The 26,919-nt window shown below is 61.5% G+C and carries 20 protein-coding genes; 15 read left to right on the top strand and 5 right to left on the bottom strand.

The window, feature by feature from the left end; translation table 11 throughout:
- Positions 1–558: 558 nt before the first annotated feature.
- Complete coding sequence (locus ACHWUQ_RS15780; protein ID WP_312408954.1) at positions 559–2,793, bottom strand: NADP-dependent isocitrate dehydrogenase; 2,235 nt, start codon at positions 2,791–2,793, stop codon at positions 559–561.
- 333 nt (positions 2,794–3,126) lie between these two features.
- Between ACHWUQ_RS15780 and arfB the strand changes: the two genes are divergently transcribed.
- The 5 genes from arfB (at position 3,127) to ACHWUQ_RS15755 (ending at position 9,884) form a co-directional block, all read left to right on the top strand.
- Entirely contained in the window at positions 3,127–3,543 is a 417-nt protein-coding gene (gene arfB / locus ACHWUQ_RS15775; RefSeq protein ID WP_369459529.1) for an alternative ribosome rescue aminoacyl-tRNA hydrolase ArfB, read from the top strand.
- Between the two features lie 73 nt (positions 3,544–3,616).
- Positions 3,617–4,366 carry a response regulator gene (locus ACHWUQ_RS15770; protein ID WP_230776644.1) on the top strand — a complete coding sequence of 250 codons (750 nt, stop codon included), beginning with the start codon at positions 3,617–3,619 and terminating at the stop codon, positions 4,364–4,366.
- Positions 4,363–5,781 (top strand): ATP-binding protein, encoded by a 1,419-nt coding sequence (locus tag ACHWUQ_RS15765; protein ID WP_394681699.1) that lies wholly within the window; start codon positions 4,363–4,365, stop codon positions 5,779–5,781. Before ACHWUQ_RS15770 ends, ACHWUQ_RS15765 begins: the two co-directional genes overlap by 4 nt.
- A 385-nt stretch (positions 5,782–6,166) precedes the next feature.
- On the top strand, positions 6,167–7,435 hold the full coding sequence (locus ACHWUQ_RS15760; RefSeq protein WP_394681698.1) for a hypothetical protein: 1,269 nt from the start codon (positions 6,167–6,169) through the stop codon (positions 7,433–7,435).
- 313 nt (positions 7,436–7,748) lie between these two features.
- Positions 7,749–9,884, top strand: coding sequence for a TonB-dependent receptor domain-containing protein (locus tag ACHWUQ_RS15755; protein ID WP_394681697.1), 2,136 nt, complete (start codon positions 7,749–7,751; stop codon positions 9,882–9,884).
- Between the two features lie 70 nt (positions 9,885–9,954).
- Here the strand turns inward: ACHWUQ_RS15755 and ACHWUQ_RS15750 are convergent, their stop codons facing one another.
- Positions 9,955–11,178, bottom strand: a complete 1,224-nt coding sequence (locus tag ACHWUQ_RS15750) for an MFS transporter (protein WP_394681696.1) — start codon at positions 11,176–11,178, stop codon at positions 9,955–9,957.
- A gap of 260 nt (positions 11,179–11,438) precedes the next feature.
- On the opposite strand from ACHWUQ_RS15750, the gene ACHWUQ_RS15745 reads away from it, so the two are divergent.
- Positions 11,439–12,113, top strand: a complete 675-nt coding sequence (locus ACHWUQ_RS15745; protein WP_394681695.1) for a phytanoyl-CoA dioxygenase family protein — start codon at positions 11,439–11,441, stop codon at positions 12,111–12,113.
- A 54-nt stretch (positions 12,114–12,167) separates the two neighbouring features.
- Here ACHWUQ_RS15745 and kdgR read toward each other — a convergent pair whose 3' ends face one another.
- Positions 12,168–13,019 carry a DNA-binding transcriptional regulator KdgR gene (gene kdgR / locus ACHWUQ_RS15740; RefSeq protein WP_312836031.1) on the bottom strand — a complete coding sequence of 284 codons (852 nt, stop codon included), beginning with the start codon at positions 13,017–13,019 and terminating at the stop codon, positions 12,168–12,170.
- Positions 13,020–13,060: 41 nt separating this feature from the next.
- The gene (gene kduD, locus ACHWUQ_RS15735; protein ID WP_394681694.1) at positions 13,061–13,888 is read right to left on the bottom strand and encodes a 2-dehydro-3-deoxy-D-gluconate 5-dehydrogenase KduD; all 828 of its coding nucleotides are present in this window, start codon (positions 13,886–13,888) and stop codon (positions 13,061–13,063) included.
- 256 nt (positions 13,889–14,144) lie between these two features.
- On the opposite strand from kduD, the gene kdgT reads away from it, so the two are divergent.
- The 6 genes from kdgT to ACHWUQ_RS15705 all read left to right on the top strand — a co-directional run bounded on the left by kdgT (position 14,145) and on the right by ACHWUQ_RS15705 (position 20,050).
- Entirely contained in the window at positions 14,145–15,176 is a 1,032-nt protein-coding gene (gene kdgT, locus ACHWUQ_RS15730) for a 2-keto-3-deoxygluconate transporter (protein ID WP_239811784.1), read from the top strand.
- 84 nt (positions 15,177–15,260) lie between these two features.
- Complete coding sequence (locus ACHWUQ_RS15725) at positions 15,261–16,022, top strand: SDR family oxidoreductase (protein ID WP_239811783.1); 762 nt, start codon at positions 15,261–15,263, stop codon at positions 16,020–16,022.
- 98 nt (positions 16,023–16,120) lie between these two features.
- Positions 16,121–16,966 (top strand): ureidoglycolate lyase, encoded by an 846-nt coding sequence (locus ACHWUQ_RS15720; RefSeq protein WP_394681693.1) that lies wholly within the window; start codon positions 16,121–16,123, stop codon positions 16,964–16,966.
- A gap of 188 nt (positions 16,967–17,154) precedes the next feature.
- Positions 17,155–17,460 (top strand): hypothetical protein, encoded by a 306-nt coding sequence (locus tag ACHWUQ_RS15715; RefSeq protein ID WP_239811781.1) that lies wholly within the window; start codon positions 17,155–17,157, stop codon positions 17,458–17,460.
- A gap of 112 nt (positions 17,461–17,572) precedes the next feature.
- The gene (locus ACHWUQ_RS15710; protein ID WP_394681692.1) at positions 17,573–18,595 is read left to right on the top strand and encodes a P1 family peptidase; all 1,023 of its coding nucleotides are present in this window, start codon (positions 17,573–17,575) and stop codon (positions 18,593–18,595) included.
- A 63-nt stretch (positions 18,596–18,658) separates the two neighbouring features.
- Positions 18,659–20,050, top strand: coding sequence for a TAXI family TRAP transporter solute-binding subunit (locus ACHWUQ_RS15705; RefSeq protein WP_394681691.1), 1,392 nt, complete (start codon positions 18,659–18,661; stop codon positions 20,048–20,050).
- 237 nt (positions 20,051–20,287) lie between these two features.
- Here ACHWUQ_RS15705 and ACHWUQ_RS15700 read toward each other — a convergent pair whose 3' ends face one another.
- Positions 20,288–21,526 (bottom strand): S1 family peptidase, encoded by a 1,239-nt coding sequence (locus ACHWUQ_RS15700; RefSeq protein ID WP_394681690.1) that lies wholly within the window; start codon positions 21,524–21,526, stop codon positions 20,288–20,290.
- Positions 21,527–21,716: 190 nt separating this feature from the next.
- On the opposite strand from ACHWUQ_RS15700, the gene ACHWUQ_RS15695 reads away from it, so the two are divergent.
- The 3 genes from ACHWUQ_RS15695 to ACHWUQ_RS15685 all read left to right on the top strand — a co-directional run bounded on the left by ACHWUQ_RS15695 (position 21,717) and on the right by ACHWUQ_RS15685 (position 26,872).
- Entirely contained in the window at positions 21,717–22,208 is a 492-nt protein-coding gene (locus ACHWUQ_RS15695; protein WP_394681689.1) for a hypothetical protein, read from the top strand.
- A gap of 1,215 nt (positions 22,209–23,423) precedes the next feature.
- Positions 23,424–25,154: a thiol reductant ABC exporter subunit CydD gene (gene cydD, locus ACHWUQ_RS15690; protein ID WP_394681688.1), complete on the top strand. Its 1,731-nt coding sequence runs from the start codon at positions 23,424–23,426 to the stop codon at positions 25,152–25,154.
- Positions 25,151–26,872 carry an amino acid ABC transporter ATP-binding/permease protein gene (locus ACHWUQ_RS15685; protein WP_394681687.1) on the top strand — a complete coding sequence of 574 codons (1,722 nt, stop codon included), beginning with the start codon at positions 25,151–25,153 and terminating at the stop codon, positions 26,870–26,872. Before cydD ends, ACHWUQ_RS15685 begins: the two co-directional genes overlap by 4 nt.
- The last annotated feature ends 47 nt before the right edge of the window (positions 26,873–26,919 follow it).

Below are 26,919 nucleotides of genomic sequence, written 5' to 3'. Positions count from 1 at the left end.
CAGCAGCGCGCTGGATGGGGAGTGAAAGAACAGCATGAGATGCTCCTTGGGGCCAGGTGCCGCCAAGGCCTCTCATGCATTTAGATGCGTGACAGCCTCGGGGCGTTGGCCCGATGGGGATGGGTGGTAATGCAGTGCAAAGGGAGGTGGCGCTGGCAGCAGCGCATTTCAGGCTCAGGATCGGGGTCCATGCTTTTCTCCGGTTGAACAGTTCTAGAGATGCCCATGTGTTGCCTTCAACAACTGAAGTGCGCATCGGCGGCAATCGCCGAGCTGGTACATGGCCACAGGGCGAAGCGTCATCGCAGTAACAAGACACAGGGCTTTCGCGACGACAGACAGGATTTTCGCAGGCCAAGCGCGGGATCGCCAGTGGCCTTTGGGGTGCATGCCACTGCCATTGGCATGGGAGCCATATACGAAGGTATACGCCAACCGAACACCCCCAGTCAGCAAACCGGTAGCCAACAAAAAAAACCGGCAGCCCACAAGGGACTGCCGGTTCTACTTGGAGGATCGCAACCCGGGCAGCATCAGCCAGCCCAGGCCAGGGCCTTATCAGCCCAGTGCAGCCACCGCTGCGTTGAAGGTGCTGCTGGGGCGCATCACAGCATCCAGCTTGGCAGTGTCCGGCTGGTAGTAGCCGCCGATGTCGGCAGGCTTGCCTTGCACGTCCTTGAACTCGCCAACGATCTTGGCCTCGTTGTCGCTCAGGCTCTTGGCCAGTGGCGCAAACTTGGCGGCCAGTTCGGCATCGGTGGTTTGGGCGGCCAGCGCCTGGGCCCAGTACAGGGCGATGTAGAACTGCGAGCCACGGTTGTCCAGCTCACCGGTGCGGCGCGATGGCGACTTGTTCTCGTCCAACAGCTTGCCGGTGGCCTGGTCCAGGGTCTGGGCCAGCAGCTTGGCGCGCTCGTTGTTGTTCTTGATGCCCAGCTCTTCGAAGGACACGGCCAGCGCCAGGAATTCGCCCAGCGAATCCCAGCGCAGGTGGTTTTCTTCCACCAGCTGCTCGACATGCTTGGGGGCAGAGCCGCCGGCGCCGGTTTCGTACAGACCACCGCCTTGCATCAAAGGCACGATCGACAGCATCTTGGCCGAGGTGCCCAGCTCCAGGATCGGGAACAGGTCGGTCAGGTAGTCACGCAGGATGTTGCCGGTCACCGAGATCGTGTCCAGGCCACGGGCTGCGCGCTCCAAGGTGAAGCGCATCGCGCGCACCTGTGACAGGATGTGGATGTCCAGGCCGCTGGTGTCGTGGTCCTTCAGGTAGGTTTGCACCTTCTTGATCAGCTCGGCTTCATGCGGACGGTAGGGGTCCAGCCAGAACACGGCAGGCATGCCGGAGTTGCGGGCGCGGGTGACGGCCAGCTTGACCCAGTCGCGGATCGGTGCGTCCTTAACCTGGCACATGCGCCAGATGTCGCCCTGCTCCACGTTCTGGCTCATCAGCACTTCGCCGGTGGCGATGTCGACGATGTTGGCCACGCCGTCTTCGCTGATCTCGAAGGTCTTGTCGTGCGAGCCGTACTCCTCGGCCTTTTGCGCCATCAGGCCCACGTTGGGCACGGTGCCCATGGTCTTGGGGTCGAAGTTGCCATGCCACTTGCAGAAGTTGATCACTTCCTGGTAGATGCGGGCAAAGGTCGACTCAGGCATCACGGCCTTGCAATCGTAAGGCTTGCCATCGGCGCCCCACATCTTGCCGCCAGCGCGGATCATCGCAGGCATCGATGCATCCACGATCACGTCATTGGGCGAATGGAAGTTGGTGATGCCCTTGGCAGAGTCCACCATGGCCAGCGCGGGGCGGCCTTCCTGGCACTTGTGCAGGTCGCGGATGATTTCTTCGCGCTGCGATGCGGGCAGGGTTTCAATCTTTTCGTACAGATTGGCCATGCCGTTGTTCACGTTCACGCCCAGCTGCTCGAACAGCTTGCCGTGCTTCTCGAACGCTTCCTTGTAGAAAATGCGCACGCAGTGGCCGAACACGATGGGGTGGGACACCTTCATCATCGTGGCCTTGACGTGCAGCGAGAACAGGATGCCCGACTGCTTGCAGTCTTCGATTTCCTTTTCGTAGAAAGCCAGCAGCGCCTTCTTGCTCATGAACATCGAGTCAACCACTTCTGCGTCCTGCAGCTTGACCTTGTCCTTGAGCACCACGGTCTTGCCGGACTTGGTCTCCAGCACCATCTTCACTTCGCGGGCCTTGTCCAGGGTCATGGACTTTTCGCCGTGGTAGAAGTCGCCCTCTTCCATGTGCGACACATGGGTTTGCGACCACTGTTTCCACTCGCCCATCGAATGGGGGTGCTTCTTGGCGTAGTTCTTCACGGCCAGCGGCGCACGGCGGTCGGAGTTGCCTTCGCGCAGCACGGGGTTCACGGCCGAGCCGATGCACTTGCTGTAGCGGGCCTTGATGTCTTTTTCTGCGTCGTTGGCAGGGCTGTCTGGGTAGTCAGGCAGCTTGTAGCCGTGGTCTTGCAGTTCCTTGATCGCTTCTTGCAGCTGGCCCACCGATGCGGAGATGTTGGGCAGCTTGATGATGTTGGCATCCGGCGTCAGGGTCAGCTTGCCCAGGTCAGCCAGGTTGTTGGGCACGCGCTGTGCTTCGGTCAGAAACTCGGGGAATTCACCCAGAATGCGGGCTGCCAGCGAAATATCACTCTCGGCCACATTGATGCCAGCGGCGCTCGCAAAGCTGCGAACAACGGGCAGGAACGCTGCGGTCGCCAGACGAGGGGCTTCGTCGGTCAGGGTGTAGATGATGGTGGGTTGCTGGGTAGTCATCTGGTCTTTCAAGTGGCAAAAGTTCTGATGTGCGTCGCGCCTTGGCTGGTCTCCACGGCTCAGGGCGCGCCCGCGTAAACTCCCTCATGATGTACTGCTCGACCACCGTTGGGAAGCCTGTCCCTCAAATGCTGCAATGCAATATCACAATACGGAATTCAACGCCAAGGATTGTCGCTGCTTTTTAAGTCTTATACAAGAGTTGGCCCAGCGATTTGTTGAGGCTTCCCGGACAGCTGCCGCAAAATACAGGTTATGCCAGCGCTGCACGACAGCGCTGTGAAACCCCCACCCCGCCTTTCCCTGCCGCTTTACCGCGACACGCCTCCCGATATGACCACGCCCTCGCCCTCCGCCCTCACCCTGCATGAAGCCGATGTGCAGTGGACGGCCATTCGCGCCCAGGGGCCCGGCGGGCAGAACGTGAACAAGGTCAGCTGTGCCATCCACCTGCGCTTTGATGTGCGTGCATCGCGCCTGCCCGAGCCCGTGCAGACCCGTCTGCTGGCCCTGGCCGATTCGCGCATCACCCAGGAAGGCGTGGTTGTCATCAAGGCGCAGAGCTACCGCACCCAGGAGCAAAACCTCTGGGATGCGCTGGAGCGCCTCAACGCACTGGTGGCCAGCGTGGCGGTGGAGCCGCGCAAGCGCCGCGCCACCAAACCGACCTGGGGGTCACAGCAGCGCCGCCTGCAAAGCAAGAGCCTGCGCGCCAATGTCAAAGCCCAGCGCGGCAAGGTGCGGGATTGACCATGCACCGCACCCACTGGCAGATGGCCGGTGATAATAAGAAGTAATCTCATTTGTCAATGCCCGAATTTCCATGAATGTGCGACGCAGCATCCTGATCGTCGATGACCACCAAAGCATCCGCGACCCTCTTGCCACTTTCATGCGCCGCTATGACTTCGATGTCGACACTGCCTGCGATGGGCTGGCGATGCGGCAGTTGCTGAAGGACCGCAGCTATGACCTGATCATCCTGGATGTCATGCTGCCTGGCGAGGACGGCCTGTCGCTGTGCGGCTTTGTGGCCGAGCACATCGGCACCCCCGTCATCCTGCTGACCGCGATGACCGACCAGGCCGACCGGGTGGCGGGCCTGGAAATTGGCGCCGACGACTATGTGCTCAAGCCCTTTGACCCGCGCGAGCTGGTGGCCCGGGTCCGCAGCGTGCTGCGGCGCGGCGCCCGCCGCCGGGCAGACGATGCGGCCCAGGCGGCGCCCACCGCCGACGTATCGGCAGAAAAGCGCTACACCTTTGAAGGCTGGTCCTTTGACCTGACCACCCGCGAGCTGCAGGACCCCAACCTCAGCCCCGTGCCGCTGACCACGGCAGAGTTCCACCTGCTGCGCGCACTGCTGGAGAACCCCAACCGCGTGCTCAGCCGCCAGCAGCTGATGGACCTGACCCAGCGCGAAGGCGACGCTTTTTTTGACCGCAGCATCGACACGCAGATCAGCCGCCTGCGCAAAAAGCTCGAATCCGATCCGCGCCAGCCGCGCATGCTCAAGACCGTGCGCGGCGACGGCTATCTGCTGGCTGCCAGAAACATCAGCCTCGCTCCATGAAACTGCTGCCGCGCACCTTAGCCGGCCAGTTGCTGGCCCTGTTGCTGCTGGCGCTGATCGTCGCCCACCTGGTCGCCGTGCTGCTGCTGACCTGGTTGCGCCAGGACAGCGATGTCGTGCACCCGCTGTCGGCCCACACCATCGAGACCCGGGTGGCCGCCGCCTACCGCGCGCTGGAGGGCAGCCCCGAATCCGCCCAGCGCCTGGTGCACAGCATCAGCCTGCCCGATTCGCAGTTCCGCATCCGCCCACGCCCTTTTGACGACGGCCAAGCTGTCACCGAGCAAGAAGCCAAACTCACCGCCAGGCTGCAAGAACGCCTGGGGCTGGATGCCGGTGCCAACCCTGCAGACCCGCCAGTGCGCATCCATCTGCGCATGCGCTCTCCTGCAGCCGCCAGCGAGGCTGGCGATGTGGACCAGGACATCCTGGGCAAGCTCAGCCCGGCATTTGATGACGATGGCAGCTGGATGCTGCATGTGGATGTGCGCCTGCCCGATGGCCAGTGGCTCAGCAGCTGGCACCTGCCCACCATGCTGCTCAGCCACTGGAGCCGGGTGCTGAGCTTTTCCATCCCCGTCGGCATGCTGCCCATCATCGTCATTGCGGTGCTGTTTGGCCGGCGCATCATGCAGCCCTTGCGCATGCTCACCGACGCGGCCCAGCGCATCAGCCGGGGCGAGCGCTCCGCGCACCTGCCGCTGTCCGGCCCCGAAGGCGTGCGCGAAATCATCGAGGCCTTCAACGAGATGCAGGACCGCCTGCTCGGCGTCGTGAACGACCGCACCCGCATGGTTGCCGCCATCGGCCACGACCTGCGCACCCCCCTCACCTCGCTGCGCATCCGCGCCGAGCTGGTGGACGACGACGAACTGCGCCAGGCGATGGTGAGCACCATCAACGAGATGCACAGCATGGTCGAAGAGATCCTGCACTTTGCCCAGGACGACGCGATGCGCGAAACCACCCAGCCTGTCGATCTGGACGCGCTGGTGGGCGACGTGGTCGAGCAGCAGCGCACCCTGGGCCGCCAGGTGCACTGGAGCCCGCCAGACAGCATCAGCTACCGCTGCCGCCCGGCCCACCTCAAGCGCGCCCTCGCCAACCTGATCGACAATGCCGCGCGCTACGGCAGGGTCCACGTGCGGCTGGCCGGCCCGGATGCCGCAGCCCCGGGCACTGCCGCCACCGTGCGCATGGAAATCGAAGACGAAGGCCCCGGCATTGCGCCGCAGGATATCGAGCAGGCGTTTCGGCCCTTCAGCCGGCTGGAGGTCGCCCGCAATGGAGAGACTGGTGGCTTTGGGTTGGGGCTGGCAATTGCGCGCTCATGCGTGCGCGCGCATGGCGGCGAGTTGAAACTGCATAACCGCAGTGAGGGTGGGTTAAGGGCGGTGATTGAGTTGCCGGCTTGAGTGACTTCTATCGGTTGGCATTCCAACGTCTGGAATGGCAAATTCGCGGCCGAGTTCTTTGGAGCGGTTACACCCTGCGCACTACGACCGCGCGGCGCGTCAGACGCGGCTCGTTGCACGAGTTTTCCCCTCGGAACATCGCGACGCAACACTCGCGTGGTACCGGCGCGCGCAATCCCAGCCGAACCGCTCGTGCCAAACCATCGCGCACCCGCAGCCAATAGACTTATTTGGTGACTAAACTTACAATATGCGACTTACAGAAACAATGTTTCGCGGTGACGATTCACGCATCGTATAAGCCTAGTACCACTGACGATACGTTAAGCCTGTGCCTTTTTCAGTCCAGTCGCCCATGCTTAGGCATCCGACAGAAAGTCTTATCGTGAAGTTCAATACCTCTTCAAACATGCCTCGGACAAAGGGCTTCAGCGCCACCGTGGCTCCGGCAGCGACAGGTCTGTTCATTGCATTGGCGGGACTGCTGTCGTCTTTTGGCGCACAGGCGCAAGCGGCGCTGCCTACGGTGTCGTGCAACTCGTCATCGGCGGCATTCAGCACGGGACATAACGCAGCAACCGGAGGTGCCCTGCCCCAAAACGCGGTGGAACCATCTTGGCAATTCGCATTTGCAGGCAGGCCAGTCACCAACCCCGCCGTCGCCTTGAGCGCCATACCCCCCGCTGCTTGGACACCCCTCACGGTTTACTGGACAGCGCCTTGGAGCGAGTCACCTTATGCCAACGCCAATTGGGTTTCGCCGTTGGGCTTTGACAGAGCCAATTCCCAACGCTGGGGCTATTACCGGTACCAGTTCAACTTGGACCCTGCCGTCGATCCGGCAGATCTGGCGGTCCAGCTGTCGTACCTGGTGGACGACAGCGCCACAGAGATCTACGTCAACGGCGTGGCCCAAAGTGCTTACGCGCCCATCGTGAATCCCGGATCGGCATTTTCCACGCCGCCCGTCTCTCGCACGTTGACGCAGGACTGGAAACCCGGTCTGAACGAAATCGTTTTTCAAGTGCTGGACTATGGCTGGGTCACGGGGCTGCTCGTGCAGGCTGAGCCTACGGCCGTTTGCAAACCCACCTCAGTCGACATCACCAAAAACGCCAGCGCAAGCCAGGTCAATGCGGGTGGAACCTTCAGCTATGACATTGTGCTGACCAACCAAGGCTCGCAGCAGGCCACGGTGTCGCAACTGACGGACACCCCGCCGGCCGGTATCACGCTGAACGCTTGGGCCTGCACAGCTGCCAATGGCGCCAGCTGCCCGGTTCCCAGCAGCGGCACCGGCGCTCTCAATCTGGCCAACCTGGCCTTGCCACCGGCTGCCGCAGCCGGAGATCCTGGCGGACAACTGAGGTTTACCCTCCAAGCCAGCGTGGAGGCCAATGCAACGCCCGGCTTGCTGACCAACACAGCCCAAGCCACGCCGGACGCCACAACCACACAGTGTTCGGCCACTTCGGGCGGCGCGAGTGCCACCCAGTGCACGGCATCGGCCAGCATTGAGGTGATCACACCCGTCACGCCGCCGGTGACGACACCGACGCCGGTACCTGCCAATGCGCCATGGGCCTTATTGGTGCTGAGTGGCTTGCTGGTAGGCCTCGGCGCCCGGCAAGTGAAATCTCGCGATTCTGTGTAACGTCAACGCTTAGCCGAGTGCGCCTCCTCAGCTCAGGCTGTCGGGGCGCTTTTTTTCGTCACCACAGCCCCACTGCTGCCTTCACGGCGAACAGCAAGCAGCGAACCAAGTCACAAACTGACACAAACAGGCAAACACCCGCCACATACGCCGCAAATGATTCCGATTGCGAATCAACTTGCACTCCCAGCCAACGTGACCGGCCCCGCGCCGCGTCCACGCCAGCCAGCTCCGCTCTGCATACCTTTGGCCCGCCCGGCTTTGCCCAGGGCTGCGCCGCCTGCAGGCCGTCTTATCGCCATTGTCTGTTGTCATGTCCCATCCCGCTGCTTCATTCCCCCTTCTTCCCATTGCGTTGGCCGCAGGCCTGTGCCTGGCGCCGGCCGCTTCTGCGCAAGACCGTGCCGATCCCGGCACCACGCTGGACACGATCACCGTGACCGCAGCGGCTACGGCCACAGCCGTCAAGGACGCACCGGCCAGCTTGACGGTGCTGACCGCCGAGGACATCGCGCGCGTGCCGGCCACCGATTTGAACGAGGTGCTGCGCCGCGTTCCCGGCCTCACGCAAGCCACCACGCCCGATGGCGGCACCAGCATCCAGATTCGCGGTCTGCCACAGCAGTACACCTTGATCCTCGTCGATGGCGTGCGCGTGGGCAGCTCCAGCGAGACCTTTGACCGCTACACCCGCAACGAGCTCAACTGGATTGCGCCCGAAGCGATCGAGCGCATTGAAGTGGTGCGCGGCCCCATGTCCTCGCTCTACGGCTCGGACGCGATGGGTGGCGTGATCAACATCATCACCAAGAAAGGCGGCAACACATGGGGCGGCCAGGTCTCTGCCGGTGCCGAGATCAATCCCGAATCCATCCGTGGCAACGACTACAGCGGTGGCTTCAACATCAGCGGCCCGCTGGGCAAGGGCTTCAAGCTGCAGCTGAACGGCCAGCAAACCTACCGCCAGGCCGACAGCGGCCTGGAAGACGGCACCACCGCTTTCCGCTGGGGCGGCGGGCGTGAAGGCGCCAAGCGCCAATCGCTGGGCGCACGCCTGGATTGGGACATCAACGACCAGCACAAGCTGAGCCTGGATGTGCAGCGCGCCGAGTGGAAGACCCTGGGCGGCCCCTCGCCCTCCACCAGCAACCCGGGCGGCTTTGCGGCTGCGGCCACCACGCGCGGCCCGTCCAATATGGAGCGCGAAAGCACCAGCCTGACCCACCAGGGCAAGTACAGCTTTGGTACATCCAAGCTCTCGCTCAGCCACAGCAAGTACAGCAACGAGACGACTGCGCCTCGGATCGAGAACGGCCAGTTTGTGCCGGTGCCCGGTGGCACCGCTACCCAGACCTACAACACCCATTCGGTGTCGGAGGACCTGATCCTCGACGGATCGGTGACCATGCCCTTCAAATGGGGCTTTGACCAGATGCTGACCGTGGGTGCGCAGTGGCAGCGCCAGGAGCTGGACAACCCGAACTCGGTGGGCTCGGTCGCCAATGAGGCAGGCGTGATCGGCCTCAGCTACAAGCAGGCCAAGTCGCAGGCCCTGTTTGTCGAAGACCAGATCTTTCTGCGCGACAACCTGACCCTGACCCTGGGCCTGCGCGGTGACCGCCATGACGACTACGGCTCGCACATCAGCCCGCGCGCCTACCTGGTCTACCACCCCACCGCTGCCTGGACCTTGCGTGGCGGCTACTCGGAAGGCTTCCGCGCGCCCAACCTGCGCCAGTCCAACGAGAACTTTGTGAGCCAGTCGCAAGGCGCGGGCTGCGGCTTTGCCGGCTACACCGGTGGCGGTTGCAGCATCCGGGGCAATTCCGACCTCAAGCCCGAGACCTCGCAGAACTGGGAGCTGGGCGCCGCCTGGGAGCATGAGGGCTGGCAAGCGGGCCTGACCTTCTTCAACACCGACTTCAAGGACAAGATCGATTCGCAAGGCATTGGCTACCTGCCGGGCGGCAGCAACTACTGGGCCCAGTATGTGAATATCGACGCGGCCATCACGCGCGGGCTGGAAGCCAACCTGCGCGTGCCGCTGAGCCGCAGCATCACCTGGAACAACAGCCTGACCCATATGCTCAAGGCCGAGAACAAGACCACCGGCGTGGCGCTGACCACCGTCTCCAAGTGGAGCGGCTCCTCGGTGCTGGATTGGCAGGTCAACTCCGCCCTGGGCCTGAGCCTGGGCGCCGAGCTGGTGGGCAAGCAGATGGGCCTGGCCCAGCGCCTGGCCGACAACTCCAACTTTGGCGAGCAGCGCATCCAGAACAGCTATGTGCTCTACGACCTGGCTGCCAACTACCGCATCAACAAGGCGCTGCGCATCAACGCCGGCGTGAAGAACCTGTTTGACCGCAATGCCAGCGGCAACCGCGATGTCGGCAACAACTTCTACCTGCCCGGCCGCCGCTTCTTTGCGACCCTGACGGCCAGCTTCTAAGCGGGTTCACTGCCTCAACGACAAAGGCGCTGAGACTCCGGTCTCAGCGCCTTTGTCTACGCCTGCGCTGTCAGGGCCGGGCCGCTGCAAAGCCATGGCGCTTGGCCATCAGCACGACCGCCAGGCTCAGCAGCATCAGCAGCAGCACCGCTGGCGAGAAAGCCGCCACGCCCCACTGCGCCAGCAATACGCCGCCGGCCATGCCGCCACCAGCAATGGCCAGGTTCCATGAGGTCACCAGCATCGACTGCGCCACATCGGCCGCCGGCCCCGCGCTCTTGGCCAAGGCCGTCTGCAGCAACGGCGGCAGCCCGCCAAAACCCAGGCCCCAAACGGCCACAGCCAGATAGACGGCAGCGGGCAACTGCATCGCCAGCGCCAGCAACACGGCGCCCAACAGGAACAGTCCCGTGCTCGCCAGGCTCAGCGCACGCAGATGGCGGTCGATCAGCAGGCCGGTGATCCAGATGCTGAGCACCGACATCAGCCCGAACACCAGCAGCACCCGGTCGATCTGCGCGCCCAGATCGGCAGGCGCCAGCAGAGGCGCGATATAGGTGTAGAGCAGGTTGTGCGCCAGCACATAAGCCAGCACCACCAGCAGCACCGGCCGCACCCCAGGCAGGCGGAAGACCTGGCCCAACCCAAAGGCCTGGCCAGCGGGTTGGCCGGCAAAATCGGGCAGGCGCAGCTGCACCCAGGCCATCAGCAGCAGCGCCAGCACGCTCATGCTGGCAAAGCACAGGCGCCAGCCCAGGTGCTGGCCCATCCAGGTGCCCAGCGGCAGGCCCAGCGAAAGCGCCAGCGGCGCACCCAGCATCGCAATCGCAATGGCGCGCCCGCTTTGGTGCGGCGCCACCATGCGCGTGGCATAGCCCGCCAGCAACGCCCAAAGCAGGCCTGCCGCCACCCCGGCCACAAAGCGCGCCAGCAACGTGAGCGCATAGCTGCCCGACACCGTGGTGATGCTGTTGGCCAGCACAAAACCCGCCAATGCCGCCAGCAGCAAGGGCTTGCGGCGCATGCGCTGGGTGGCCGCCGTCAGCGGAATCGCTGCCACCAAGGAGCCGATCGCATACAGGCTGACCAGCTGGCCGGCCATGGCCTGCGACACCCCCAGACCGGCGCTGATCTGCGGCAGCAATCCGGCCGGCAAGGCTTCCGTCAGGATGGTGACGAAGCCCGCCAGCGCCAGCGCCAGCAGCGATGCCAGCGGCAGGCCGCCGCTTTGGGGGGTGCAGCTGGGTTCAAGAGAGGGGGATGGGTGGGAGGAAAGCGAAGAAGAATCTGCCATGGCGCTAAGCGAAAGTCCTGTACAAACCCGCGCAGGCCAGGGGCCGCTGGCGGGTGAAAAACATCAGCCGCCATGGTGCAGCGATTGCGGCCTTAAGACAATCAGGCCGATATTCTGAACATATCGGACGAAAATGTCCGCAATCCGGCAGCCTCCAGCAGCTACCGCGGACATGCAGGCGGCTGATGTATGCCGCTCCCTCCGTCCCCGCTGGCTATACTGCCCGCTGCGCCCCCAAACCACAGCTTGAAAGGCCAACCATGGGCCCCCGCGAACAGCTCCAGCACGACGGCTATCTGCTGCTGCGCCAGGCCATCCCGGCTGACTGGCTGCCCGGTCTGCGCGAGGCCTTTGATGCGGGCATCACCAGCCGATGGCCGGTGCCCCGGGGCTGGGATTGGCGCCATGCGCTGGTAGACGACAACGCCCAGATGCTGGCGGTGTGCCGGCTGCCGCAACTGCTGGCCGCTGCGGGCGTGCTGATCGGTGAGCGCTTTTTTCTGTCGCAAGTGGAAGGGCGCGAGCCCGTGGGCGGCGGCGGCTACCAACGCCTGCACCGTGACCTTTCCAACCAGCGGCCCGGCGATACCGTCGGCGCACTGGCGTTTTTGGATGACTTTGGGCCTGAGAACGGCGCCACGCGCCTGGTGCCCGCCAGCCACCGTCCCAACGCCGAAGAAGCTGCGCGCATCGAGCATGATGAATCGCTGGCCATTCAGATCTCTGGCCAGGCCGGCGACATTCTGGTGTTTGATGTCGACTTGCTGCATGCCGCCAGCCTCAACCCCAGCGGCGCACGCCGCCGCAGCCTGCTGATCAACTATGCCGCCGAGGTGCTGTATGACGCGCACCAGCAAACGGCAGCGCTGCGCCAGGTGCGCATGGATACCAGCGCCCGTTTTGAGCCCGGCGATTTTGTTCCGGCAACTGGCTGATGCCAGCTTGATGCCCGCTGGATGCCCGGCGGGACCCAAACAGCGCCAGCAGCGTTACAGTGGCGCGCCGCCTGTGCTGCCCGGCTCGCCTTCTGCATCTTTCGCATCTTTGGCAATGTGCGGCGCATGCCAGCCCATCTTTTGCGAGATCGCCGCACTGGCGGTTTTCAGCAAGCTGCGGTAGTAGTGCGGCGTGTCCGCGCCGCAGCGCATGATCGGAAAGGACACCGACAGCGCGGCAATCACGTGGCCAAAGCGGTCAAACACAGGCACCGCGATACAGCGCAGACCGGGTTCGGCCTCTTCATCGTCCTCGGCCACCTCCTGGGCACGCACGCGGGGCAGGATGTCCATCACGGCATCGACGGAGCTCAAGGTACGGGGTGTGAACAGCTTGAGCGGCTGCGACGACAGCAGACTGTGCGCCTGCTCGGCAGGCATGAAGGCCAGCAGCACCTTGCCAATGGCGGTGCTGTGCAAGGGCTTGCGCCGGCCAATGCGCGACTGCATGCGCAGCCCAAAATCCGATTCGATCTTGTGGATGTAGATGATCGCGTCTTCATCGAGCGCACCCAGGTGGATGGTCTCGCGGGTCAGCGCGCCCAGGCGGCGCATTTCCTCGTCGGCCTCGCGCACGAGGTCGGTGTTCTCCAGCGCCTTGCCGCCCAGCTCAAACAGCCGCAAGGTGGCGCGGTACAGCTCCGATTCGCCATCCTGCGCCACATAGCCCAGGGTCTTGAGGGTTTGCAGCAGGCGGTGCACCGATGACTTGGACAGCGACAGCTGCTGGGCCAGCGCGGTCACGCTGACATCACGCTGATTGCCCAGGCATTCCAGAATGGCAAAGGCTTTTTCCACCGCGGCGACGGTGTCGGTCTTGTCCAGGGCTGCGGGGCTCTCGCTCATCGGTCCGTCCTTCTGTGTTGGGCTGTGGTGGATGGCCTTGATTATCGGGCCAGCCAGCCGCCATCGACGGCCAAGGTATGGCCATGCACGTAATCGGCCGCACTGGAGGCGAGAAACACCGCCGCGCCCCCCAGGTCCGCCGGCTGCCCCCAGCGCCCGGCCGGTATGCGCTGCAGGATCTCGCCCGCGCGGCCTGCGTCCTGGCGCAGCGCCTCGGTGTTGTTGGTCTCGATATAGCCGGGCGCAATCGCATTCACATTGATGCCCTTGGCGGCCCATTCATTGGCCATCAGGCGCGTAAGGCCCAGCACGCCGCTCTTGGCTGCCGTATAGGAAGGCACCCGCACCCCTCCCTGGAACGACAGCAGCGATGCGATATGGATGATCTTGCCGCCGCGCCACTGCGCGCCCTGCTGCGCGGCGCAGTCCAGCATATGGCGCGCCACGGCCTGCGACAGAAAGAACAGGCTCTTGAGGTTGGTGTTCATCACCGCATCCCAGTCCTCTTCGCTGAAGTCCAGCGCATCGGCACGGCGAATGATGCCGGCATTGTTCACCAGGATATCGACCTGGCCAGCCGCTGCCAGCACCTGGGCCAGGACATCGGCCATCGCCTCCGTGCGCGACAGGTCGGCCTGAACCGGCACAAACCGGCGCCCCAGCGCCTGCACCTGCGCGGCCGTCTGGCTGGCATCGCTGCGGTTGAGCCCGACGATATCCGCCCCCGCCTGCGCCAGCGCCACCGCAATGCCCGCGCCAATGCCGGTATTGCAGCCGGTCACCAGCGCCACCCTTCCCTGCAGATCAAACGGATGACGGGGGATGGACGGGGCCAGGGCGGGCGCATGGGAGATGGAGGAATGGGACATGGACTGTGGGAGGGGCGGGATCAAAAACAGCCAGCGCTAGGACCGGCCAGCCAAGAGATATGGCAACTATTGGAACACACTCTTCATTTTTCAGAACAATGTTCCGTAAATTTCTATGAATGGAATTGGACAAAGGGTTTACCAGCTATTTTCCAGTTTTAAATTTATGGAACACTGTCCCGTTTGATTCGGTAGTCATCGGACAACACCTCTACAAGCGATAACAAATTCACCACCAAAGTGTGAGGAGCGAGACATGGAAATCCAGAAAACCATTGAGCGTGTGCCCGGCGGGCTCATGCTGATTCCGCTGCTGCTGGGCGCCTGCGTGCACACCTTTGCACCGGATGCCGGCAAGTACTTCGGCTCGTTCACGAACGGGCTGATGACCGGCACCGTGCCCATTCTGGCGGTCTGGTTCTTTTGCATGGGGGCGACGATCAACCTCAAGGCGACGGGCGTGGTGCTGAAAAAATCCGGCACCCTGGTCGTCACGAAGATCCTGGTGGCCTGGGTCGTGGCCATGGTGGCAACACGCTTCTTGCCGCCAGGCGGCATCCAGACGGGGCTGTTCACCGGCCTGTCGGTGCTGGCCCTGGTCACCGCGATGGACATGACCAATGGCGGCCTGTATGCCGCACTGATGCAGCAGTACGGCACGCAAGAGGAGGCAGGCGCCTTTGTGCTCACCTCCATCGAGTCGGGCCCGCTGGTCAGCATGCTGATCCTGGGCGCCACCGGCGTGGCGGTGTTTGAGCCGCGCTTGTTTGCCGGCGCCGTGCTGCCGTTTCTGATCGGCTTTGCACTGGGCAACCTGGATGCGAACTTGCGTGAGTTCTTTGGCCGCTGCGTGCACCCGCTGATCCCCTTTTTCGGCTTTGCGCTGGGCTGCTCGATCGACCTGGGCGTCATCGCCAAAAGCGGCTTTACCGGCGTCTTTGTCGGCGTGGCCGTCATCATCGTCACCGGCATTCCGCTGATCCTGGCGGACAAGTTCATCGGCGGCGGCAACGGCACGGCCGGACTGGCTGCCTCATCCACGGCGGGTGCGGCTGTCGCCAATCCGCAAATCATCGGCACCATGGTGCCCGAGCTCAAGTCCATGGCCGATTCGGCCACGGCGATCACCGCCACCGCCTGCCTGCTGACCGCGATCCTGGTGCCCATCCTCACGGCCATGTGGGCGCGCAAGCATGGCCGCCGCCAACAGGTATCCGCTACCGCACCTAGCCCGGTAACCAGCGCGGCTGGCAGCCCGCCCAAGCTGGCCCAGGACGGCCACTTCTAAACCCGCAGCGCTTTCATCCCCTGCCCTGCTGCGCTGACCTGCGGCGCAGCCGGGCCTTTTGATAGTTTTGACAGGACTGACTCCATGACCCATTCTTCCGTTTCTCCCGGCCGCCTGGCAGGCAAGGTGGCCCTGGTGACCGCAGCGGCGCAAGGCATTGGCCGCGCCAGCGCCGAACGGCTGGCAGCCGAAGGCGCCCGCGTGATTGCCACCGACTTGCACATCGGCCCGCTCGCAGGCTCTGGCCTGGATGCGCGCCAGCTCGACGTGCGCGACAGCGCCCAGATCCAGACCCTGGCCGAGGTGCTCGGGCCCATCGACATCCTCTTCAACTGCGCAGGCTTTGTGCATGCCGGCAGCGTGCTCGAATGCAGCGAGGAGGACTGGGACTTCGCGTTTGACCTGAATGTCAAAGCCATGTACCGCAGCATCCGCGCCTTTTTGCCGGGCATGCTGCAGCGGGGCCAGGGCAGCATCATCAATATGTCGTCGGCCGCCTCCAGCATCAAGGGCGTGCCCAACCGCTTTGCCTACAGTGCCTCCAAGGCAGCGGTCATCGGCATGACCAAGTCCATCGCCGCCGATTACTGCACCCGGGGCGTGCGCTGCAATGCCATCTGCCCGGGCACGGTCGATTCGCCCTCGCTGGCCCAGCGCATCGCCACCCAGGCCACGCACGACGGGCTTTCCGTTGACGCCGTGCGCGCCGCCTTTGTGGCCCGCCAACCGATGGGCCGCGTCGGCAAGCCCGAGGAGATTGCGGCACTGGTCGCCTATCTGGCCTCGGACGAGGCTGCGTTCACCACGGGCCAGGCCCATGTGATTGATGGCGGCTGGTCCAACTGAGCCTGCCACCCCTGCTCGATTTTTTTGCTGCGCGACAGCACCCTGGCTGGCAGGCCCCTAGACTGGCGCCTGCTCGCTATTGATTCTTTGGAGATGACATGAAATTACTGCGTTATGGCCCGGTGGGCCAGGAAAAGCCCGGCCTGCTCGACAGCAGCAACACCTTGCGCGACCTCTCTGACGTGCTCAGCGATATCGAAGGCGCGCAGCTGGGCGACGCCGCCCTCGCCCGCCTGCGCGCGATCGACCCCAGCACCCTGCCAGCCGTGCCTGGCCAGCCCCGCATCGGCCCTTGCGTGGCGCGCGTGGGCAAGTTCATCTGCATCGGCCTCAACTATGCCGACCATGCCGCTGAATCGGGCGCCGCCATCCCGACCGAGCCGGTGATCTTCAACAAATGGACCAGCGCCATCTGCGGCCCCAACGATGCAGTCGAGATCCCCCGTGGATCCACCAAGACCGACTGGGAGGTCGAGCTGGGCGTCGTCATCGGCAAAGCGGCCAAATACATCACTGAAGCCCAGGCGCTGGAGCATGTGGCCGGCTACTGCGTGGTCAATGATGTATCCGAGCGCGAATGGCAGATCGAACGCGGTGGCACCTGGGACAAGGGCAAGGGCTTTGACACCTTTGGCCCCATCGGCCCCTGGCTGGTGACGCGCGATGAAGTGCCGGACCCGCAAAACCTGTCGATGTGGCTGGAGGTGGATGGCAAGCGCTTCCAGAATGGCAATACGAAGACGATGATCTTCACCGTCGCGCAGATCGTCGCCTACGTCAGCCAGTGCATGAGCCTGCAGCCGGGAGACATCATCTCGACCGGCACGCCCCCAGGCGTGGGCCTGGGCATCAAGCCCCACCCCGTCTATCTGAAAGCTGGGCAGACCATGCGCCTGGGTATTGAGGGCTTGGGTGAGCAGCAGCAAACCACCGTCAACGCCTGATGACGCATAGCACCCGGCGCCAGCGCGGCAACGGGTGCTTACAGATGGAAAAATCATAGCACCCATCGCCATAGATTTCCACCATCAAAACAGCCGCAACAGCTGATGTACAAAGCAACCATTGCTCATCTTTTGATACAGGATTTTCCGCTAAGCTGCCAGCATCGTTCACCCTCCCAACCCCTGCCATGAACCGTTTGTTGACCCCTTTGCTCACTGCGTTGGCGCTCTCGTGCCTAGCGGATGCCAGCTGGGCCCATGGCGGCGGCCACCGCCACCACCACCGCAAGGAACACAAGGAACAGTTCTGGGACGGCAATTGCCAGGTGGAGCGCAAGTGGAAGCGCAATGGCGAATACAAGGAAAAGCGCCGTTGCCACGACCGCCCGGCCGCCTACTACGCGCCGCAGCCGGCCTACGCTGCCCCGGTGCTGGTGGCGCCCCGCACCCCCGATGCGATTGTCATCAGCCCGCAGATCGTCATCCGCCCCTGATCGGCACACTCGCACTTCTGCCCATCCATGTTTGCGGGCTGTCAGACACCTGTTTGACAGCCCGCTGTCTTTGCCGCTGCAGCCGCAAGCCCAGTTGGCCCACAATCGGGCCATGTCCTCCTCCCCCCTCCCCATGGCTCCGGCCGGCTCCATCACCTTGGTGCAAGGCATCGAAGTGGGCCACTTCACAGACACGCGCCGCCCCACCGGCTGCACGGCCATCCTGGCCAAGGCCGGGGCGGTAGGCGGCGTCGATGTGCGCGGCGCTGCACCCGGCACGCGCGAAACCGACTTGCTCCACCCCACCAACCTGGTCGAGCGCGTACACGCCATCATGCTGGCGGGCGGTAGCGCCTGGGGGCTGGATGCAGCCAGCGGCGCGATGCGCTGGCTGGAAGAGCGAGGCGTAGGCCTCGATATTTCCGTGGGCCGCATTCCGCTGGTGCCTGCCGCCGTGCTGTTTGATGTGCTGGTAGGCGATATGCGCATCCGCCCCGATGCCCAGGCCGGCTATGCCGCCTGCCAGGCTGCCAGCAGCGCCATGCCCGCGCAAGGCAATGTGGGCGCCGGGGCCGGCGCCGCCGTGGGCAAGATCTTTGGCATCCAGCGCGCGATGAAGGGCGGCATCGGCACCGCGTCCGTCACCGTCGATGGCGTCACCGTGGGCGCCATCATTGCCTGCAATGCGCTGGGCGATGTGCTGCACCCGGACACCGCGCAGGTGGTAGCCGGCGCGCGCACCAGCGATGGCCTGGGGCTCATCGACACGCGCCGCGCGCTGCTGCGCGGCGAGCCCCCGCAACCGCTGCTGGCTGGCACCAACACCACGATAGGCGTGATTGCCACCGACGCAACCCTCACCAAGGCCCAGGCCAACCGCCTGGCGACGGTGGGCCACGACGGCTTGGCCCGCGCCATCAACCCGGTGCACACCATGTCGGATGGCGACACCTTGTTCTGCCTGGGCACCGGTGCCACCGGGCGCAGCCCCGGCATGATGGTGCTGGCCACGATGGCCGCCGAGGCTGTCGCCCAGGCCACCCTGCAGGCGGTGCTGCATGCCAATCGTTTACAAATCGATGCCGGAGAAAACCACAAGGCCTTGCACCTGCCCAGCGCGGCTGATTTACAGTAGGCGCCATTCCAACAGCGCTGCGCCGGCAGCCCGCCAACCACCATGGGTGACCGCTCCACGTCCATGCGCCAAAAAGCCTACGGGCTGCGCCAAACCCTGATCACCCTGGTGCTCAACATCCGCGATGCGCTGGTCTCCGGCGGCCCGCTGGTGATCCTGGCCGTGGCCTTGATCGTCGCCGCCTACTGGTGGCTCAAGCCCAACCCGCCCTCGCAGGTCAAGCTGGCCACCGGCCCGGCCCAAAGCGCCTACGCCAGTTTTGGCGAGCAGTACCGCACGCCGCTGGCCAGGAACAAGATCCGCGTCGACCTGGTCGGCAGCGAAGGCTCCTTCGACAACCTGCAGCTGCTGCGCGAGGGCAAGGTCGATCTGGCCTTTGTGCAAGGCGGTACCGCCGAGCTGACCGAGGACGACGTCGACAGCCTCACCTCGCTGGGCGCGCTGTTTGTCGAACCCGTCTGGCTGTTCTACCGCACAGACTCGGCCCAGCGCCTGACCAAGCGCCCCCACCTGAACAGCCTGACCCAGCTCGCGGGTTGGCGCATCAACGTCGGCACCGCCGGCAGCGGCGTGCCCAATCTGTTCAACCAATTGCTGGAGGCCAACCACCTGAGTCTCGCCCAATTGCGCGTGTCTCACCTGGCTGAAACGCCGGCAACGGTGGAGTTTCTGGCCGGCAAGCTCGACGCGCTGGTGCTGGTCTCCGCACCCGAATCGCCGATGGTGCAAATGCTGCTGAAAACACCCGGCGTGCAGCTGATGGATTTTCCGCAGAACGAGGCCTACGGCCGCAAGTTCAGGTTCCTGAGCCCTGTCACCCTGCCGCGCGGCATTGTCGATCTCGCCGCTAATGTGCCGCCGCAGAATGTGCACCTGCTGGCCTCCACCACTTCGCTGCTGGCCCGCGATGACACCCACCCCGCCATCAAGCAGCTCTTTGCCCAGGCCTCGCAGGGCATCCACAGCCAGGCGGGCTGGTTCAACCGCGCGCGAGACTTTCCCAACACCCGCAGCAGCGAACTGGCCGTCGCCCCCGAAGGTGTGCGCGCCATCAACGAGCCCGCCCCGCTGCTGCAACGCTACCTGCCCTTCTGGCTCGCCAACCTGGTCGAGCGCATGTGGCTGGTGCTGGGCGTTTTGCTGGCCTTCATGCTGCCGTTGTCGCGGGTCGTCCCACCCCTCTACCAGTTCCGCGTGCGCTCACGCGTCTTCAAGTGGTACGGCCAGCTGCGCGCCATCGAGCACGAAATGGAGCAACCCAACCCCGACCGCGCGAGCGTCCAAGCCGAGCTGCTGGCGCTGAGCCGCAAGGTCGAGAAGATCACCGTGCCGCTGTCGTATGCGGATGAGTTGTATGCGCTGCGTAGCCATATTCATTGGGTGTTGCAGAAGCTGGAGCAGCAGGGAGAAGATGTAAGTGCTCTAGACGACATTGGACTTAGCAAACCGTCGTAATATCAAATGCCATTCAAAAGCTGAATTAAATCTATCAACACGAAAAATATATAAAACAGCTAAACCCTCTAAAAGAACCAACTATTTGTAATCATCAATATTTAAACTGATAAAAAGCAAAAAAACCACCCAACTTAAAAGTTGGGTGATTGAAGTTAACAATCAATTTAGTATAGGCTTCAAAAGTCTAACAATTTAACTTTAACTTTAACTTGGGATTATATTTTTATTAAAAGCCTACCTCAACTGAAGCTGAACATTACGATAAATAGAAAGATAACGACCTAAAGGTTGATAGACTGAATTAGGCTTCAATGACCCACCCAGCGATGGCCCACATGTTCCCTTACTCCTATCACCCATTACACCCGTATATAAACCAAGGGCATTGCCATTCGCATTTACAACCGGCCCACCAGAATCCCCAGGCGCACCACAAAACTTAGCCTCAGATAGATTAAACATCTTCCAGTTGAACCATTGCTGCGAGTTAACGGACATTTGAGTTCCACAACGCCAACCGCTGGTACCTCCAAACGAGCAAACTGTAGAGTTCTGCACAGGAGCAGCTAAAGGCAAAACTGTTCGGAGAGATCCATAAGGGCCCCAATAGCGCCCTGAAGTGGAATGTACATGGCTAACGTTGCCGAAGAGAATAGCATCAATTCCTGAATCAAATTCATCCGCCAAGTACTCACCTATATATTCGCCTTTTTGAACTACGTTTGCGGCGCTCGACTGATTAAAGTAAACACTAGTCCAACTCAAGGGTCCCTGATGCTTACAATGAGCAGCAGTTAGCGTGCCTTGGTACACCCCGTCAATTATCACATTAAATCCTGCGGTACAGGAAGAGCCTCCACGGGTCCGCGGCTGATTTGGCAAAAATGAAGCAATCTTCGTCCCTCCATAAATATTTCCATATAGCGTAATAGGCCCAGATTGGGATTCCACAATAACTGATTCGTTTTGCCCCAAGTTCGAATTTAAAAAATTCCTAACAAAATCCAAATTCTCCTCTCTAGTGCGCACCAAAATCTTATTTCTTTGATCATCAATGGCAATATTTAGTATTAGTGATTCATCACTTAAATTATATTCTTTCGTCAACTCCCAAATCTTCTGCCTCCAACCCTCTAACTCCTGATAACTATATTTATGCAAGAGAATCTTCACATTATTATCTTGAGCTATATTTTTATTTAAGTCACGTATTGAGCTGACTCCAATAAATTGTTTAGCGTCGTTATTCTCATCGTATTCGATCCAGGTTCCCGCGTAAATTTCAGCAGATATATTTTTAATGTTCTCTGAAACTGCACCTATAACCTTGGTATTTTTTTCGGACTCATATATATCCAATCCAGCTGCTTTTAAAGCTTGATCCTTGCTATTAAATAAGTATTGACTTTCATCTAGACCAGCAATGGCGCTGATTGGAATGGCTAATGCCAAAGTTATTGCGCGTAATTTCATTTTCTTCCTTTCAATTAACGAAAAACTAGCATAACTTAAAAATCATTAACAATATCGATAATTTGTTATCAATAGTTTTTATTGAAATATTATGAAAAATGTTTATTTTGTAAGCGCTGCGTAAGAAAATCATGTCAATAATTGAAGTTTCAGAGAAATCAATCACACTATAATGCTATTTAATTTTCATATGATCAAAATTCTATTTGTTATTACTTCATTATTATTAGCAATTAATTTGCCAGCTAGATCAGAGCAAGCAAACTCACTGATGGAAGAACACTCCCGGTACATTATCGAGAAGGCGGGGGATAAATATGCGGGAATGTGGATTTCAGACGATAATTCAACTATAACTCTTGCATTAACATCAAACATCGATGCGGATAAAAATGTTCTAAAAAAATTTCATATAAAATATGTTCAATACAGCCTGTTAGAGTTAGAAAGTTTTCAAAACAGTGTTTTACGGCGACAGTTTCCGGAGCATATATATATATATGAAACATATATCAATCAAAAGAAAAACAGAGTGGTAATCAAAGCAAAATGTGAAAATTTCGAAAAACTTAAAAAGCTATTAAAACAAAGGAAAATAGATTTAGACAAAATATTTTTTGAAAATCAAGATGGGCCTTTAAACTTGTTCAACCCAATCGATGACGGAAGATTTGAGAGATAGAATCTTGAACCTTCGATATGTAGTGCGAACGAATAACAATCTCAGAGAAGAATATAGAATTTTCATTTCAAGCTCGCATAGAATAAACTATAAATAATACATTGATAAATACTGCGACGCTTTTCATTCTCACGGTATAACTCACAAATAATACTTACGAGCCAACTTAATACACCCGGGAGTCGATCGACAAAGGGCGTCTATAGTTGGCCTCAAACACTAAACTCTTGACAATAATTTGAGACGCCCATCTATATTTATTTCTCAATCAACTGGATTTTCAAAATTGACGCAATTTTTCGCTTTGTCTAGCTCCGGCAATCGCATCTCCAAGCAAGTAGCCATACTAATATCCGTATCGATTTAACTAGCTATTTACCCTTGCGCCTTGTTCGAAACTAAACATAGAGAAACTTAGACGTTTAAATTTCGCTCCAGATGAGGTATTAAAAATTTTTTGCACAGACATATTTAGCATCTTCAGCCAATGAGCAATGGAATGAATGGGCCATTTTTGCTAGATAGGTTTTTTATAATCAAGAGAAAAATAAATTAGAGCACTAATGTACTAATCGCTAACATTCACCCAAGCATGCCGGACCACAATGTTGCGTGCTTTTGAATCGCATTTTTTACATAGTTTTTGAGAGGATTGCTTTAACCTTGCCCACAGGACGCCAAGGCGGCTGTCCTGATTTAGGAGAGGCTTGGGCGATCGCACTTAGGTTTCTATTCGTTTCAAGAAGCTACCAGCGCTTTTTAACAATCCTCTGTCCCTGACCTCACTCCGCATCGAGGCCACACCCACATCTATGCGGCGTGTTGTTCCCTGTGAACAGCACCCAGTCGCCCCCGAACAACGCCTTCCCCACGCCATCCCACCCCCTAGGGAGAACCCGCGCTGTTCTTGACTTACAGCAAGCTCTGTTCACACTCTAGGCAACACAATCGGCTCAAGCGTTTGGCAAAGCGGGCTCAAAACGCCAGGCAGCAGCCAGAACCGAAGGCTCTGGGGTTTACGGCAATTTCTGCATTCCCTATGTTTTCAGGGCGTTGAATGCTCTGAATTTCGTAGCAACTGACGCCTGAGCACGGCCCGTCAAGTCCAACGCCTTCGATCAACGTAGTTCCAATCAGGTATTCGATAAATTGAATTAATGAGTATCTTGGATATACAATATTTTCAAGAATTTCTGAAAACTGAAAAACTCCTCCATGCCATCCACCCGCGCTACCTCCTCCACCAGCAGCTCTGCTGTGGCAACGCGCCCCTCTGCAAAGGGAGCGTGGTGGCAGGTGCTCGCGGCTTTGCTGTGGTTGCCGCAAGCGGCGGTGATTGCCTGGGGGATTGAGGCGATTCACCAGCAAGCAGCCTGGTCGGCATTGGCCAAGGCTTGCGCCCTGTTCCTGGCACTGGGCCTGCTGCGGGCCCTGGTGGATGGCTATGGCCTGCGCCGGGCTTTTGCAGCGGCGCGCGCCCACACGCAGCAGCTGCGGCTGCAGGCACTGCAGGCATTGGCGCTGCATTCGCCGTTGCACCCACAGCGCCCATCGGCCGGGCTGGCGGCCAGTGTGCTCAACGAGCAGGCTGACCACATCACGCAGTACTTTGCCCGTTACACCACGGCGCGCACCAAGGTCATGGTGGTGCCGCTGGTCATCCTGGTCTGCGTGTTCAGCCTGTCCTGGGTGGCGGGCCTGGTGCTGCTGGTGGCAGCGCCGTTGATTCCGATCTTTATGGCGCTGGTGGGCTGGCGGGCCGAGGCGGCCAGCAAGAAGCATTTGCAGGATGTTGGCAACCTGAACCAGTTCTTGCTCGATCGCCTGCAGGGTCTGGCCAGTATTCGCGGACTGGGCGCCGTGGCCCAGGTGGCGCAGCAGCTGACCGGTGCGGCAGAGCAGCTGCGTGCCAACACCATGGCAGTGCTCAAGATTGCGTTCCTGTCTTCTGCGGTGCTGGAGCTGTTCTCTGCGCTGGGCGTGGCACTGGTGGCAGTCTATGTCGGCTTTCATTTGCTGGGCCAGATCCCGTTTGGCAGCTGGGGCGGTACCTTGGGCCTCGCCCAGGCCATGTTCGTGCTGCTGCTGGCCCCCGCGTTTTTTGAGCCGCTGCGTGAGCTGTCTGCGGTATGGCATGACAAGGCCGCCGGTGTCGCTGCGCTGGACGCGCTGCAAGCGCTGCAGCAGCCTGGCCCGCAGCTGGTGGGTACTGGCAATGGGCACCCAGACAGCGCCGCCAGCGCCCCCAAGACAACCGCTGCCGCGCTGACAATCCAGGACATCAGCTTTCAATACAGCGCCCAGAGCCCGCTGGTGGTCCATGCCTTCAGCGCGGAGATTGCCGCGGGTGAGCGCGTTGCGCTGTGGGGTGAAAGCGGCAGCGGCAAATCCACCGTGATGGCGCTGATCGCGGGCCTGGCTGCCCCCAGCGCCGGCAGTATCCATATCGATGGCGCCCCCTTGGATGCAGCCCATGCCGACCGGCTGCGCAGCGGCATCGCCTGGGTCGCGCAAAAGCCCCATGTGCTGGCTGCCAGCCTGATGGACAACATTCGCCTGGGCCGCGATATCGACGGCGCCGCGCTGCAGCAAGCGGTGCAGCGCGCGGCGCTCGGCCCCGTGCTGGCTTTGCGCGGCAATGCGGTGGTGGGCGATGGCGGCCTGGGCCTGTCGGGTGGCGAGGCCTTGCGCCTGACCCTGGCACGCGCGGCTGCCACGCCTGGCTGCCGCCTGGTGCTGGCCGATGAACCGACGGCCCACCTGGATGCCGAGACCGCGCAATTTGTGCGCCAGGGCCTGCTGGCCTTGGCTGCACGCGGCGCGACTCTGGTCGTGGCCACGCATGATCCGCTGCTGGCCGCCTGCATGGACCGGGTGCTGTCGCTCGATGGCAGCCAGCCACCCATTGCCACCGGCCTGCCCGCCGCCACGAGGAGCATCGCATGATGGCCTGGAACGCGCTGCGCCCCATTGTTAAACTGTTTGCGCAATCGTCCTACCGCCGGCGCATGCTGCTGGGCAGCCTGCTCGCTGCCATCACCGTGTGCGCCGGCATGGCGTTGCTGGGTTTGTCGGGCTGGTTCCTCACCGCTGCTTATGTGGCGGGTCTCTCTACCGCCACGGCCGTGGTGTTTGATGTGTTTGCACCCGGTGCCGGTGTGCGCTTTTTCTCGATGCTGCGCACCGGCGCACGCTACAGCGAACGGGTGGTGACCCACGATGCCACCTTGCGCGTGCTGGCCGCCCTGCGGGTGCAACTGTTCTCGCGCCTGGCCGCCGCTGATACCGCATTGGCGCTGCGCCAGCGCCCCGCCCGCCTGCTGCACCGCCTTACCGCCGATATCGATGCGCTCGACGCTGTCTACCTGCGCCTGCTGACCCCGGCCGTCTCGCTGCTGGTCAGTGCCTGCGTCACCGCGCTGGCGTTGACGGTCTTTTTGAACTGGCAAAGCGGCCTGCTGGTCGGCGCCATGGTGCTGGCCGGCGGCCTGGCCTGCGTGGCCTGGTGCGTGCGCCACGGTTTTATGACCGCGCTGCGCCGCAGCTTTGCCGGCGAGCAGCTGCGGGCCCAGGTGATTGATGCCGTCGGCGCGCAGACCGAGCTGGTGATGGCCGGCACACTGGCGCGCCAGATGGCCCGCATTGCGGCGGCGGAGCGCCAGCAATGTGCGGCCGATATCCGTCTCAACCGGCTGGAATCGGGGATCGCCATCGCGATGGCCATGCTGGGCCATCTGGCCACCGCAGCCGCCTTGCTCTGCGCCGCCTGGCTGGCACAAAAGGGTGAGATCGGCGCGCCCATTGCCGCGCTGGCCACCTTGCTGCTGCTGGCAGCGCTGGAGCCCCTCGTCCACATCCGCCGTGGCGCAATGGAAGCGGGCCGCACCCTGCTCGCTGCGCGCCGCATTGCTCCGCTGCTCGATGACGCTGCCGGCACCCGCGCCGGCGAAGCCCAAGCACCTGCAACCGGCCTGGCCGTGGACATGCAAGCGGTCCGCCTGCAACACCCGGGCAGCGCCAGCGCTTTGTTGCAGCAGGTCGATCTGCAGGTGGCCGATGGCGAATGGCTGGTGCTGGCCGGGCCCAGCGGCGCCGGTAAATCCAGCCTGATGGCGCTGATAGCGGGCGACCTGGCGCCCAGCGCCGGCCAGGTGCTGCGTGCGGCCTGTGCCAGCCTGCCCCAGCGCACGGAGCTGTTCCAGGCCAGTGTGGCCGCCAACCTGCGCCTAGGCCGCCCTGACGCCAGCGATGCGCAGCTGTGGGACGCACTGCAAACAGCAGGCCTGGCTGATGTCATCCGCGCGCTGCCCCAACAACTGAATACGCCTTTGGGCAGCCAGGGCGCAGGCCTGTCGGGGGGCGAATCACGCCGCCTGGCCCTCGCCCGCCTGCTGCTGCACCCAGCCCCCTTGAGCTTGCTGGACGAACCCACCGAAGGGCTGGACCGCCAGATCGCTGCCCAGGTGATGAACGCGATTGCGCAATGGCATGCCCAGCGCACAGCCAGCGGCCAGGGCGCCATCGTGATGGCCAGCCATTTGCAGCGCGAGGCGCGCCACGCCGACCGCATTGTTTGGATCGCCCCCTTGCAAGGAGGATTGGCGCAAGCGCGCAAGGGCACGGCGGAGTTTGAAGCACTGCTGCAGCGATTGCGGCCTGGCTAGCCCCCGCAGCCTGCGCAAGCCAAGGATTTGTCAGTTTGGAACCCACG

Origin of the sequence: uncultured Comamonas sp. (genome assembly GCF_964277875.1) — a bacterium.
Taxonomy (GTDB): domain Bacteria; phylum Pseudomonadota; class Gammaproteobacteria; order Burkholderiales; family Burkholderiaceae_C; genus Comamonas; species Comamonas sediminis.
The sequence above is the reverse complement of the archived record's forward strand: the minus strand, read 5'-3'. Positions and strand labels throughout refer to the sequence as shown.